This window comes from Streptomyces sp. NPDC049585, assembly GCF_040675615.1.
GTDB classification, from domain to species: Bacteria; Actinomycetota; Actinomycetes; order Streptomycetales; family Streptomycetaceae; genus Streptomyces; species Streptomyces luteosporeus.
Genome location: NZ_JBFAPE010000012.1, coordinates 175507 through 188155, shown reverse-complemented (window position 1 = coordinate 188155; position 12649 = coordinate 175507). Strand labels below are relative to the sequence as shown.

The 12649-nt window shown below is 68.8% G+C and carries 15 protein-coding genes; 8 read left to right on the top strand and 7 right to left on the bottom strand.

Translation table 11 applies throughout. The features are described from left to right. Positions 1-122: 122 nt before the first annotated feature. The 3 genes from AB0K17_RS15735 (at position 123) to AB0K17_RS15725 (ending at position 2362) form a co-directional block, all read left to right on the top strand. Positions 123-755, top strand: coding sequence for a hypothetical protein (locus AB0K17_RS15735; protein WP_365983248.1), 633 nt, complete (start codon positions 123-125; stop codon positions 753-755). A 78-nt stretch (positions 756-833) separates the two neighbouring features. Next, positions 834-1586, top strand: a complete 753-nt coding sequence (locus AB0K17_RS15730; RefSeq protein WP_365983247.1) for a LysM peptidoglycan-binding domain-containing protein — start codon at positions 834-836, stop codon at positions 1584-1586. A gap of 398 nt (positions 1587-1984) precedes the next feature. Then, positions 1985-2362, top strand: a complete 378-nt coding sequence (locus AB0K17_RS15725) for a hypothetical protein (protein WP_365983246.1) — start codon at positions 1985-1987, stop codon at positions 2360-2362. Between the two features lie 9 nt (positions 2363-2371). On the opposite strand, the gene AB0K17_RS15720 is transcribed toward AB0K17_RS15725, so the two are convergent. Genes AB0K17_RS15720 through AB0K17_RS15710 form a run of 3 tightly spaced genes read right to left on the bottom strand, consistent with a single transcriptional unit; the run spans position 2372 to position 4122 of the window. After that, positions 2372-3211, bottom strand: a complete 840-nt coding sequence (locus AB0K17_RS15720; RefSeq protein ID WP_365983245.1) for a helix-turn-helix transcriptional regulator — start codon at positions 3209-3211, stop codon at positions 2372-2374. A 7-nt stretch (positions 3212-3218) separates the two neighbouring features. Next, a complete protein-coding gene (locus AB0K17_RS15715; protein ID WP_365983244.1) occupies positions 3219-3743 on the bottom strand; it encodes a DUF6879 family protein in 525 nt (174 codons plus the stop codon). Continuing rightward, on the bottom strand, positions 3727-4122 hold the full coding sequence (locus AB0K17_RS15710; RefSeq protein ID WP_365983243.1) for a hypothetical protein: 396 nt from the start codon (positions 4120-4122) through the stop codon (positions 3727-3729). Before AB0K17_RS15710 ends, AB0K17_RS15715 begins: the two co-directional genes overlap by 17 nt. A gap of 570 nt (positions 4123-4692) precedes the next feature. Here AB0K17_RS15710 and AB0K17_RS15705 point away from each other — a divergent pair. The 5 genes from AB0K17_RS15705 to AB0K17_RS15685 all read left to right on the top strand — a co-directional run bounded on the left by AB0K17_RS15705 (position 4693) and on the right by AB0K17_RS15685 (position 8135). Further along, complete coding sequence (locus tag AB0K17_RS15705; RefSeq protein ID WP_365983242.1) at positions 4693-4986, top strand: hypothetical protein; 294 nt, start codon at positions 4693-4695, stop codon at positions 4984-4986. Then, on the top strand, positions 4983-5387 hold the full coding sequence (locus AB0K17_RS15700; RefSeq protein ID WP_365983241.1) for a hypothetical protein: 405 nt from the start codon (positions 4983-4985) through the stop codon (positions 5385-5387). Before AB0K17_RS15705 ends, AB0K17_RS15700 begins: the two co-directional genes overlap by 4 nt. 398 nt (positions 5388-5785) lie before the next feature. Then, on the top strand, positions 5786-5947 hold the full coding sequence (locus AB0K17_RS15695) for a hypothetical protein (RefSeq protein ID WP_365983240.1): 162 nt from the start codon (positions 5786-5788) through the stop codon (positions 5945-5947). 72 nt (positions 5948-6019) lie between these two features. Then, positions 6020-7585 carry an asparagine synthase-related protein gene (locus AB0K17_RS15690; RefSeq protein ID WP_365983239.1) on the top strand — a complete coding sequence of 522 codons (1566 nt, stop codon included), beginning with the start codon at positions 6020-6022 and terminating at the stop codon, positions 7583-7585. Positions 7586-7607: 22 nt separating this feature from the next. Next, positions 7608-8135, top strand: a complete 528-nt coding sequence (locus AB0K17_RS15685) for a GNAT family N-acetyltransferase (RefSeq protein WP_365983238.1) — start codon at positions 7608-7610, stop codon at positions 8133-8135. A 264-nt stretch (positions 8136-8399) separates the two neighbouring features. Here the strand turns inward: AB0K17_RS15685 and AB0K17_RS15680 are convergent, their stop codons facing one another. The 4 genes from AB0K17_RS15680 to AB0K17_RS15665 all read right to left on the bottom strand — a co-directional run bounded on the left by AB0K17_RS15680 (position 8400) and on the right by AB0K17_RS15665 (position 12614). Beyond that, complete coding sequence (locus tag AB0K17_RS15680; RefSeq protein WP_365983237.1) at positions 8400-8717, bottom strand: chaplin family protein; 318 nt, start codon at positions 8715-8717, stop codon at positions 8400-8402. A 511-nt stretch (positions 8718-9228) separates the two neighbouring features. Then, a complete protein-coding gene (polX, locus tag AB0K17_RS15675; protein WP_365983236.1) occupies positions 9229-11028 on the bottom strand; it encodes a DNA polymerase/3'-5' exonuclease PolX in 1800 nt (599 codons plus the stop codon). Positions 11029-11088: 60 nt separating this feature from the next. Then, complete coding sequence (locus tag AB0K17_RS15670; protein WP_365968389.1) at positions 11089-11286, bottom strand: hypothetical protein; 198 nt, start codon at positions 11284-11286, stop codon at positions 11089-11091. Positions 11287-11441: 155 nt separating this feature from the next. Further along, positions 11442-12614 carry a serine hydrolase domain-containing protein gene (locus AB0K17_RS15665; protein ID WP_365983235.1) on the bottom strand — a complete coding sequence of 391 codons (1173 nt, stop codon included), beginning with the start codon at positions 12612-12614 and terminating at the stop codon, positions 11442-11444. Between the last annotated feature and the right edge of the window lie 35 nt (positions 12615-12649).

Below are 12649 nucleotides of genomic sequence, written 5' to 3'. Positions count from 1 at the left end.
CCGCTACGAGAAGACCGCGACCATCTACCTGGCCGGACTCCACATTGCAGGCATCTTCCTCTGGTCCGCCCGGTGATCCAAACGAAACTGCCTAGTCGGCTTCAACATCACAGAGCAGAGAAATGATCTACCGCTTCAACTGCAACTCCACCCCGGGCGACTACATGGCCGTCTCCCTGGACGCGGACGGCGACATCGCCTTCGCCGTCCATGAGCACGAGCAGACCCCGCGCATGGTCTATCTGGACGCCGGGGAAACCCGGCTCCTCACCCAGGTACTTGCCGACCTCGCCGCACGGGCGACCCGCCCGGAGGAACGGCCGCAGAACCACAAGGACCCGATCACCGAGGCACTGAACCGGGAGGGCCTGGCTCTCGAACGCGACACCGCCGTCGCCGAGCCGGCCCCCGAGCCGGTTGCCGTGAGCCCGTCCGACACCCTCTCGCTGCCCCTCCTCCCGCCGGTACTCGACAGCAAGGTTGAACCCGCGCGGGTCGACACGGAGACGGCCGCGGCCTCCACGCCTGGCACCGGGGAAGAGGCCGCGGGTCCGACTTCTTCAGCCGACGAGACCCGCGAACAGGCCCCGGAGCCCGCCACGGCGACCTTCAAGGACGTCATGGTCCCGCAGCCAGCCACCGTCAACGCCGAACGTGCCTACCTGCGGGCTCGTGAACTCCTCCGCCAGGGCGACACGCCCTTCACCCACACCGCCGTGCTCGACCTCGCACGCTATCTCGCCGAGGCCGCCTAGACACCGCCGGCCGCCCCGGCCGGACGGCAAGCAACACAAGGACAGCAGTTGATCCACCGCAAACGAACGGCCGCCCTGGTGACCGGCCTCGCCATACCCGGCGTAGTCGTCGGCACCGCCCACGCCACACCCCAGGCCACCGCCACCACCACGTACTCCGGTGACCCTGACAAGGCCGCGCCGACTACGTCGACCACGCCGGTCTCGTCAAGCACGTCCGGCATCGCCGACAAGGGAAAGACCGGCAAGAAGACCACGCACACCGTGCGCGAGGGCGACACCCTCTGGGACATCGCAGCTCAGCAGCTCGGCTCCGGCGAAGAATGGCAGCGCCTCTACGGAGCCAACACCGACAAGGTGGCCGACCCGGACCTGATCTTCCCCGGCCAGTCCCTCACCGTGGACAGCACCGCCCCCAAGGCGACGCCGCCCCAGAAGGCCAAGCCCACCACGCCGGCACACCCGTCAGCCTCGAAAAAGGACCGCGCCCGCGCATGCGCCGGCACCCTGGACGACTGGATCGAGCAAGCCCGCGAGGAGCTGCGCAAGAACGGTGACCTGGTCCCGTCGGCAGCCGCCATGAAGGCCCGCGTCATGACCGAGTCGGGCGGCAATCCCAAGGCCATCAACCTGACCGACTCGAACGCAGCCGCCGGTACGCCGTCCAAGGGGCTGATCCAGGTCATCGACCCGACCTTCCAGACCTACCGGCTCAAGCACCTCGTTAACGACCCTTTCGACCCGGTGGCGAACCTCGTCGCCGGCGTCCGGTACGCCAATGACGTATACGGAAGCTTCGAGAAGATCGCTTACCAGGCCGGCGGGTACTGACGCCCCGCCGGACGCCACGGCACAGCGGGGAACCCTGCGCCGAAGGCCCCCGCCCCACCCGGGCGGGGGCTTGCCTTGTTCCTCGAATGAAACAGTTAAGCAACCTACCTAGTAAAGTTGGGTATCCAACTCGCACATCAACTTTCACGCGTGAAACGTGATCTTGTGACGCTTACGCGTGACGGTTGGTAAGCGCCAGGGGGCTTTGTGAAGAACGGAAAACGCCGTCCTGACCTGCGCAGCTACAGGAAAGAGACCAGAATATAGCCAGCTCTGTGGAGGGCGGCACCCGGCAATGCGCTACGGCTTTCCAGGCAGCAAGACGTGACTGTCCAGAACATTTGACAGGCGCCACATCCACGTCTTGCATGTCGCGGCGATCGAGCGATTATGGAGGGGTGACCGCTCGGATATCGGGCCCAAATGCCCGGCTGGAACTGCAAGTCGCCGACGAGGTGGGCGATGACTGGCGGCCGGCCCGTGCGATCCCGCCGTTGGACGGGGGTGAGCCGGTCGTTATGTACATCGTGGCCCGCAACCTCGACGAGGTGGGCACGATAGTGAAGCGCTACGGAAAGATGATCAAGGGGGTGTACGAACTTCCGTACAGGCCCTTCGGTGCACCTGCCGCGTTCCGCCTGATCTGCTGCGCCCTGGGTACCCAAGTTCCGCTGGCGCTGATGATCTGGGTCAAGGGTAACGACGAGGCGTACAGGCCGTTCACGGCGGAGTGGGTGACCGGCGACTCGTCGGCCCTTCCGCCGGTCAGGGCCTAGCCTCACCGGCTAGTCCAGGTGGGCAAGTGCCCTGGTGATGAGCGCCTTGGCGCGCTCGCCGTATACGGCAGACCTCTTCAGCATGTCGAAGGCTTTCGCGTACAGGGCGATTTCCCGCGGCTGGGTTACCGAGAACTCAGCAGAGTACGTCTCGACAAGTACGAGCTTGTCGTCGAACATCGAGAACGAGTTGCCGGGCCAGAGGTGCATCGGTGCGTCGCGTGGGATGAACCCGAGGCTGAGGCGTGGAAGACGCATGACCGCGAGGAGCCGGTCCAGTTGGCCGCGCATGACGTCTTTCCCGCCGATGTTCGTGTACAGGGCTTGCTCGGAGAGGAGTACGTTGAATATGCGATCGCCCTGATAGAGGTACTGCTGGCGTTCCATCCGCTTGGCCACCGCGGCATCCGTGTCGTCCGGGATCTCGTAAAAATTGACGACCTGTTGGAATGTCGCAGCGGCGTATTCGGCTGTCTGGAGCGTGCCCCACACCACCGTGGGGTGGAAGATCCGGAATACCTTCGTCTTCGCGTAGACGGGGAGCGCCTTGCGCTGGCGTTGCTCCGCCCCGGTGTGGAGTTGGCGTCGCCACTCCAGCCACAGTTCCTCGATGTGCCGGACCGTGGCGATCAGGTCATCCACCTGGTCGTCGGTGCTGGTCCTCCGGCACCAGAGCCGGATGTCGTCCTCGCTGGCGTTCTGCCGGCCGTTCTCGATGCGCGAGACCTTGGATTCCTGCCAACCCATGGCTGCTGCGAACGCCCGGCCGCTGGCGAATCCCGCGTCCTTGCGGAATCCTCGCAGCCGGGCGCCCAGGGCCTCCCGGGCCTCTTGTGCTCTGTTGCTCACTGGTGGATCAGGGCTTGTACTCGCCGTGCGGGATGGCGACGGACCAGAGTGTGTCACGAACCTTGACACACTCCGCGACCGTGGCGGGGTCGTCGATGAGCTCGGACCCAAGGACGCGGCCGTCCTCGCTGAAGTGGCCGACCGCGAGAAGCCGGTCGTCGTACAGCCACCAGTCGTTACCCGACACAGGAAAGACCAGGGGGTCCGGCACCTGGTGCCGGGGCAGCCACCGGATGTCCTCGCCGGCCTCGATGTTCAGGCGGGTCAGGGAGTGCTCCCAGCGGACGTACTGCGAGTGCGGCTCGCTGATGACGCGGACCCGGCGCACCGTCTTCCCCTCGCCCGTCACCCGCTTCATGAGGGTAATCCACGGGTCGAGCCAGGCGTAGTCGTCGGGCTCGCCGCGCTGCCAGCGGGCGTACGGGGTGTCCTCGACGGGGGAGCCGTAGTCGTCCCGCAGTTCGAGGTGGAAGGCGTCGCGCTCGAAGCTCTCGAAAAGCTTGTCGCGCTCGGCGCTAGTGATCAGGTCCACTGTTCTCCTCCAGCAGGGCCGTGATCGAGGACTTGGGGACCTCGATGCAGGTCTCGTAGTCGGGCATGCGCATCTGGCTGAGGGCTTCCGCGTCCGTCATAGCAGGTCCCTGAAGGACGCAGGTGCCCTGCTCCGTCACGAGCATGATCGGCGGCTCGAAACGCCGGATCTGCCCCGCCGGCACGCCGTCCTTGCTCAGGTGCTCGAAGAGCTCGGGTGGCACTTCCACGACTGTGTGACCTGCGGGCACGTCGAGCTGCATCAACAGGTCGTTCGCGTAGACCTTCCATCCCTGGACGACGTAGCTGTCCTGGTCGGTGGCGTACAGAGTGGGGCTGTCCCCAGGGGTGCTGTTCTTGCCGAGGAACCGTAGCTTCATCGTCGCTCTCCCGTCCGCTTCCTTGCGCCGGATTGCTCAGAGAACCGATCGTCCGTGCAGCGTATCCCCCCGTCAACCCACTTGCTGCAAACTCGCGCAATCTGCTTGGGGTTTGAGTCAACAGCTCCCTACGGTCGTCTCGGAACCCAAGCCACGCGAGATCCAGGACGGGGAACCGAATCATGGAGATCGGAAGAACGTCCGGCCGGGGCGAAGCCTTGGCCGACGGGTCGGAGGAAGCGGCGAACACGGACCAGGGGCGCCCTGTCGACGGAGGCGGAGTTGCGCTCGCGCACGGCGGCGCGGCGGCTTCGGTCGAGCGCAGCGTGCAGCTCCGTGCGCGAGTCTCCGAGGTGAACGAGCGCAGCCGGAGGCAGGGGGCCCTCCGGTGAGCAGCGAGACGTCGATGTCGGATGCCGTGCACCTGACGCTTCCCCTGCCCGACCCGGAGCCGGTGGCCGGCTGCGCCGAGTGTCGCAGGCTGGACGCCGACCGGCGGCGGGCGGGTTACGGCAGCGCGCGGATGGACGCAAACGTGAGACTGCGGAGGCGCCGGGAGGCAGACCACCGATGACGCCCCGGCTTCACCTGGCCGTCGCCAACTGGGCGTTGCGGCTGCTGACGGGCGAAGGTGTGCCCGATGCCATCTACTCGATGGAGTGCATGACCTGCGGCGCGGAGTCGGGTGCCACGGACAACGACGCCGGCCCGGCCCAGCACTGGTCGCTCAGCCACACCGGCCGCAGCCCCGGGTGCCGGGTCTTCAAGCTGCACGCCGAGACGTACTGGCGGACCGAGCCCTGCCAGGACAACCCGTACGCCGACGTGGAGCAGCGTGACCCGTCCGCGGGGGTGCCCCGGTGAGCCGCCCGTCGTATCGGTACTGGTGCGAGCTGCACGGCCTGGCGCGGGACGGCTCCCGGCTTCTCGCGTTGGCGGGGGAGCCGACGAAGACTCCACGCCTGGCTGTCCGATGGTTACGGTGGCACGCCCTGTACGCGGCCAACCGGCTCGACCCCGCCCCGGAGGACCCGCATCATCTTGGGCTCCTCCGGGCCGGCTACCCCGCCTCGCGGCCGGATCCGACCCAGATCCTGCGGGCGTGGGAGGGCGATATCCAGGCGCACGAGCAGGCCATGGCCGAGTTACGCAACGGGGAGTCCTTCGCTTTGGTCGTCGCCCCTTTCGCCTTCCTGACGGCCGCGCCGCTGTACCCCCGGGCCGCCGAGCTTCATCCCCGTCCCCGGGCGGTGGCAGCGCTGTGACGACCGACTCCCCGCGCCCGCCGGAAGGCACCGCGGACTTCCCCCCTCCCTCGGGAAGCCCGGCCGGCGCGGAGTCTCACGTACGACGGAAGGTGCGGTGCACTCATCCGCCGCAGGACCGCACCACCGAGGACGGCGTCACGCACTGCCGCTGCGGGGCCCGAGCCTTCGCGGACTACCGGGCGCTCGCCGGTGGCGCTCTCGGTGTCGCAGCCCGTCGCCCCGAGCCCCCTACGGGCCGCACGACCACCACCACCGGCACTCTCACGATCCGTAGGGGGCTGCCCCTTCGACTCCCGCCCCGGCTGTTGGTCGAGGTCCATTCGGCCGGGGCGGGTCCGCAAAAACACCGCCACGTGGGGACGGCCCCCGCGTTGGAAGAGCAACAGGAGTGAGACGTGAACGAGTTCACCCCGCCGCTCAGGCGCGCGCGAAGTTTCGAGCGGCTGTTCACCACCAAGGCGCACCGCCGGGTCCAGACGCCGGCGGAGACCCACGAGTACAAGAAGACCGCGGGTTCCTCCGACGGCGCGAAGACGTACGACACCACGGCCACCTGATCCACAGATCGTCTCCACCACCCGAGGGGCCGGGTCGCCGCGCCCCTCGGGCCTTCGAAGGGAGAGCACGTCTTGATCAAGTTGCGCCTCACCCCGTACGCAAGCACCACTTGGACGTGGGACGGCCGCCGGTACGTCACGACCGACGGCACGAGCGAGATCGCCCCGTTCGATCACCCGATGGTGGAACAGGCCGCCGTGTCCGACGGCACTCGCACGCTGATCACCGTGCGGGAACGGGTCGCGGGCCGCTCACCGGCCCAGCCCGGCCCCGCCGAGGTCAGCGCAGGGGACTTCGACAAGGCGGCCGAGCTGGCCCGGAAGTGGCCCACCGACTACGTCGTGACAGAGACGGCCCCGGGCCTGCCGTGCCGGGTGACGGCGGGCCCGGGAGGCATCGCGCCGCTCTACGTCGCGAGCGACACCACCAGCTTGTACGGCTCGTGGGACATGGCCGACCTCGCCGGCCACGCCGTCGGCCTCTCGCCTCGCGAGGTCGCACGGCTGCTCATCTACCGGCCCCGCTACAGCACCGAGACCGTCTTCCGCGGCATCCACCGCGTCACGGAGCGTATGACAGTTACCTACGGCGGCCACCTGAACCTGCGCTATCCCGAACCCGTCCTGCACAGCGGCCCGCGCGAACTCGCCCCCGACGCCGACGTCCTCGCCGCCTTCGTCGCCGCCATGGACGACGCCCTGGACCTGCGTCCCCTGAACGAGGTCGATACCGTGCTCCACCTCACCGGCGGCTTCGACTCCGGCACCGTCGGAACGCGCCTCGCCGAGCGCCACCCCGGCCGGTTCCCGACCGCCGCCCTCCTCATCGCCGGTCCCGGCAGGGACAGCCAGATCCGGCGACGGACCGAAATCCTGAAAGCGCTCCCCTTCGCCGAGCCGGACCACCTGGTCGACGCGATGGAACACGCCCCGCTCAACCCGGAGTGCGCGCGGGTGCGGGGCGAACGCATCAGCCCGTACGAGGAACCGTTGCACCGCCCCTTCACCCGCCTGACCGAGATCCTGGCCGAGCACGGGGCGCGCGTGGTCGTCACCGGCCTGGGCGGCGACGAGATGGTGGCCCTCTCCCAGGACGAGTACCCGCACAAGTCCATGGGCGAGATCAGTGACGCCCTGCCCTGGATCGGACCCCGGGCGCGGGCCGCGCTGGAGTACGCGGACGACAACATCGCCCCGCCCGCCGCCGTGAACAGCATGACGCTGCTGTCCCTGGAGACGACGGCCCCGGTGCTGATGCGCGCCTGCATCTGGCCCGTCCACCCGTTCGCCGACCCCGGCATGGTGCAGCTCGGCGAGTGGCTGCCGATGCACTGGCGCGAACTCAAGCAGCTCCAGCGCCGCCGGCTCGCCGCCCTCGGCCTGAGCCCGGACGTCACCGAATCCCGCACGCGAGAGTCCTTCGCCGAAATCGTCCAGCACACCCTCACCACCCACGCCCGCCCCCTCTTCGCCCGCATGCTGCACGACGGCTCACCTCTCTTCGAAGAGAAGGTGGTGGACCCGGACGGGCTCCGCCGAGCCGTGCGCCGACTGTGCGAAGGGCCGTACCGCGAGGATGGCGACGCCCAGCTCCTCGAAGTGCTGGACCTCCACTTCGCCGCCCAAGCCTTCCTCTGACACGTCACGAAACAGGAGAGACATGTTCGCCATGCGACCGGCTACGGCTGCCGACATCCCCGCCGTCGAAGCCATGGTCCTCGCCCGCTCAGCATGGCTGGAGGACCGGGGCCTGCCGAGCTGGCGCGAGAGCGCCGCTGACCTCGCCGGGCAGGCGACGAACCCCGACGGCGACGTGTGGGTCCTCGCCGACGACGAAGCCGAGAAGATCATCGGGTTCATCACCGTGCAGGACCACAACCCGCCGTGGGGCTGGACGGACGAGGAACTGGCACAGCCGGCGCACTACCTCTACTCCAGCGTCACCGACCCCGCGTACCGCCGGCACAAGCCCGGCACCACCATGGCCCTGTGGGCCGTGGACCGCGCCGCTGCCATGGGCAAGACCTGGGTCCGCCGCGGCTGCAACTTCCCCGAGCTGGTCGCCTACAACACCACGCAAGGGTTCGCGCTGCTCCACGAGGTACAGCGCACACACACCAAGGTCTATCTGATGGGCCGCCGCGCCCAAGGGATCACGGACGTGAACGAGCGGCTCGCGGCGCTGTAAGTGCCTGTTTCGGAACCCTGTTTCAGCAGGTCAAAAGCCTAGATCTGCCATGGGAGCTTCGGCTGAGCGTTCGGGGATCGGTCACGGTGACCGATCCCCGAACGGAAACCGCTGAGTTAGGGCGGCATGAGTGACGAACGGCGTCGTGGCATCTGTCGATACCCGCTATCCGGAGCGCGAGATGTCCCACGATCTCAAGCTGCCGACCAGCACCTCGGCTATCACGCGAAACGTGTCATCGAGATTGACCCGCCGCTGGCTTCGTCACAGCGGTTTGCCAAACTCCCCCATCAATTCCTTGGGAATGTCCTCCAGTAGTACGTTTTCGCGATTGATGGAATTGATGGAGAGGTCTGCGCCTCCGCATTGGTTGACTGGGGCGCCGATGGGGAGGCCGGCCAGGTTGCCGTTGCCCGCTCCCGTGCCGTGTGTGGTGCTGCCGAGTGCGTGCGTGCCGTGCTGGTTCATGCAGCCGTTTCCGAATGCGGGCGACAGGAAGTCGCCGATCCCGCCCGCTGCTGCGGGGGCCGCTGCCGCGACTCCGGTACTGACAATCGCCGCGGTGACAACGACGGTGCTCATTACCTTGCGAGTTCTCATACCCCGCGAACGATCACCGGCCGCAGTGGTCACATCCAGCAAGCCGAGCGCTGCACCACCCTGTCGTAGACCGCGTCGTTAGTTGGCCCACGTAGAGATCCAGTTCAGGGGTTTGGACACAGGCTCTAAGGCTCCGCTTCGAAGGACTGCCCCGGTCAGCGCTCCCCTGAGCGTGGACCGGGGTCTTTCGCGTCTCAACGGCTATTGGGAAGATCAACAACATGGCATACACACGAGCCCATCGCGGACGAGCAAAGTCTCTGCTTCGCCATTACGGTTACGGTTCACCGGCCGAACGGAGAGGTCGTCTCCTTAAGCGAGTACGGAGGGGTGTCCCCGGACCCTGACATGGCCACCACCGAACTTCAGCGGATCATGATCCACCGACTCCTGACCGGGGCGGGAGACCCATGGATTCAGGAGCACGCTGCTGAGCTGGTGAGCAAGGCCCATATCCAGTGCTGGTCCCTATACCCCAACCGCATCGGGAAGATCATCGGCTAGACCGGCCCCCGTCCCGGAGAGAGTCCCTTCTGGTTGGCCGCAGGAAGCGCCGCAGCCGCTGGAGCGGCCACGTGTTGATGACGTCGTCCTTCGTCAGCCAGCCGCGTTGCGCCGTGCCCACCCCGAAGCGCATGTAGGGAAGATGTACGACGGAGTGCGCGTCCGTGTTCACCGCGAACTTCACCCCGTGGCGCTTGGCCCGCAGGATCTCCTCGTCGCCGAGGTCCAGGCGCTCCGGGTGTGAGTTGATCTCCAGAGCGGTACCGGTGCGGGCACAGGCCGCGAAGACGGCGTCGAAGTCGGCGTCGATGGGCGGTCGTTTGCCGATCTGGCGCGTGGTGGGGTGGCCGATAATCGAGACGTGCGGGTTCTCGCAGGCGCGGACGAGCCGGCGCGTCAGCTCCTCGCGGGTCTGGTTGAAGTGCGAGTGGACCGACGCCACGCACAGGTCGAAGCCGACCAGGAACTCGTCCGGCCAGTCCAGATCGCCCTCCGGGCCGATGTTCAGCTCTGTGCCGTGCAACAGCCGCATTTTCCGGTGCTTCCCGTCCAACGCCCGCACCTTTTCGCGCTGAGCCAGGATCTTCTTGTCCGTCATCCGCTGCATGTACAGATTCGGGGCGTGGTCGGTGACGGCGAAGTACGCGTAACCGCGCTCTGCCGCAGCAGCCACCATGTCCTCCAGACGGGACACCCCGTCCGTGAGGTCGGTGTGCGTGTGCAGGTCCCCGCGGATGTCGCCTTCCTCGATCAGCTCGGGCAGCTCCCCTTTCAGGCCGGCGGCAATCTCGCCCCGGTCCTCCCGCAGCGTGGGCGGGATCCACGGGAGGCCCAGCTTGGCGTAGATGTCCTCCTCGGTCTCGGACACCACCTTCTTGCCGCTCTTGGCATGGAACAGCCCGTACTCCGACAGCTTGTACCCGTGTCGAATGGCCATTTCCCGGATGCGGATGTTGTGCGCCTTCGAGCCCGTGAAGTACAGGAGGCCGGCGCCCCAGGAGTCCGGCGGGAGGACCCTGAGATCCACCTGAATCGAGGGAAGAGGTACCGTACCCCCTGTAAGAGGACCCTGCAGGCCCTTCGTCGTACGGACGGACGTCTTCTTCTCCCCGCGCGCGACGACCTCGGCGGTGTGCGGCAGCGCGCAGAACGCCTCCATGGACGGGGCCGAGTCCGCCGCCGCGACGAGCACGTCGATGTCGCCGATGGTCTCCCGCATGCGGCGCAGCGATCCGGCGTACGCGCACCGCTCGCACCCGCTGACGGCCGAGAGCTCGGCGACGACCTGCTCCGCGACGTCCATCGCGGCGCCGAGCAGGATGCGCCCGCCGGCCTTCTGCAGGAGCTCGATGCCGTGCAGGATGTTGGCCTGCGTCTTCTCCCCGAAACCCTTCAGGTCGCGCAGGCGTCCTTCGTGAATGGCGTCCAGGAGCTCCGTCACGGAGGAGACGTGCAGCTCCTCGTACAGGGCCAGGGCCTTCTTCGGGCCCAGGGTGGGGATCGAGATCAGCTCCCGGACCCCGGCCGGGATCGCGGCCCGGGTCTCCTCGACGGCCGAGACCCGCCCGGTGCGCAGGTACTCCTCGACCTTCTCGGCGATGGACCTGCCGACGTTGGGGATCTCCTGCAGCCCCTTGGCGTCGAGCCGGGAGACGTCGCTCGGGTGGCCGCCGATCGCACGGGCGGCCTTCTCGTAGGCACGGGCCTTGTAGGCGTCGCCGCCGGTGATCGCGACGAGGTCGGCGTACTCCTGCAGGAGCGCCTCGACCTCCTCGTTGGGCCGGACCATGGCTCCAGCCTCGCCACCGGGCCGGGCCCCCGCAACCCCGCCGGGGCGCGGGCGGCCCCCTCAGGAGCCGGAGGGCCGCGACGCGGTGGTGGCGGAGGGACGGCAGCAGGCGCTGCGCTCGGCGCCGGGCCGCGGGGACGGGGTGGGATCGCGCCCCTCGTCGCGGGCCGGACAGGCCCCGACGGCAGGGGCGGGCGGGCCCGGGAGCAGGCCCAGTACGGCGGCGGTGCCAAGGGTCATGACGGCGGTACGACGCATGGTGCACCTCTCATCCGGTCATCCACTCGGACATACGGCACCTGCCCCCGTACCCGCCGCGACACGCGCGCGGTCGCCCGTACGGAGGACGCGGCACTCGGTGCAGAAACGCTTTCTCGGTGGTGCGTACGAGCCGCCGTACGCCCCGCGAGCCGTCAGCCGCCGCAGAACTCCGCCTCGAACAGCGGGCGCGCCCCCCGCACCACCCCCAGGGCGTCGAGGACGAAGACGGCCGAGCGCCGGCCGTCCCGGGTGATGCCCACCGCCGACAGCCAGCCCGGGACCGCCCCGTCGTGCCCCCACAGCGTCACCCCGCACGAGAGCGTCCGCTCACCGATGCCGAGCCCGTAGCGGCCGGCGCCCTCGGTGTGCGTGTCGACCGTGGTGAGCATCTCCGCCAGCTGCCGCCGCGGCAGCAGCCGGCCACCGAGCAGCGCCCGCAGGAAGGCGTCGAGGTCACCGGTCGTCGAGATCATCTCCCCGGCCGCCCCGGCGGCCGTGGGAGAGAGCGCCGTCACGTCGTGCAGGGCCGATCCGCCGCCCTCGCTTGGCAGCCGCACGTACCCGCGGCCCATCGGCCGCGGCAGGGCGCTCGACCGCCCGGGCAGCGAGGTGGCGCGCAGGTGCAGCGGTCGCAGGATGCGGCGCTCGATCTCCTCCGCGTACGGGTGCCCGGTCACCCGCTCGACGACCATCCCGGCGAGGAGGTAGTTGGTGTTGGAATAGCTCCACCCGCGGCCCGGCGCGAACAGCGGCCGGTGCGCCAGCGCCGTCGCGACCAGCCAGGACGGAGTGTGGACGGCGAACCGGTGGGCGGGGAAGTCCCGCTCGGAGAGCCGCCGCAGCGCAGGGTCGTCCGTGTAGTCGAAGATGCCGCTGGTGTGGTTCAGCAACTGGCGCACGGTGATCCGGCGGCCGTCGTAGCCGTTCCCGCGCACCACCCCCGGCAGCCGGCGCTCGACCGGCTCCGACAGCCGCAGCCGGTGCTCGGCCTCCAGCTGCAGCACCACCGTCGCCACGAACGTCTTGGTGATGCTCCCGATGCGGAACCGGCCCCGCTGCCGCGGCGGTCCGGACGGCGTCAGCGCGGCCGTCCCCGCCGCGGCGCCCCACACCCGCTTGTCCGTCCGCGTCCGCGCCACCACCCCGGGCACCCCCGCCCGCACCACCGCCGCCATGGCGGCCCGCGTCGCCGCGTGGGGCGCCTCCGCCGGCAGGGGAGCCGGACCGGCGGCCCATGCCTGCCCCGCCAGCGTCAGCGACGCGAGCACGGCCGGCAGCCGCCTGCCGACGGCCCCGAGGACGGCCCTGCGGACGGCACGCACCACCACACCACTCCTGCTCCCCGGCACCGGAAACGATC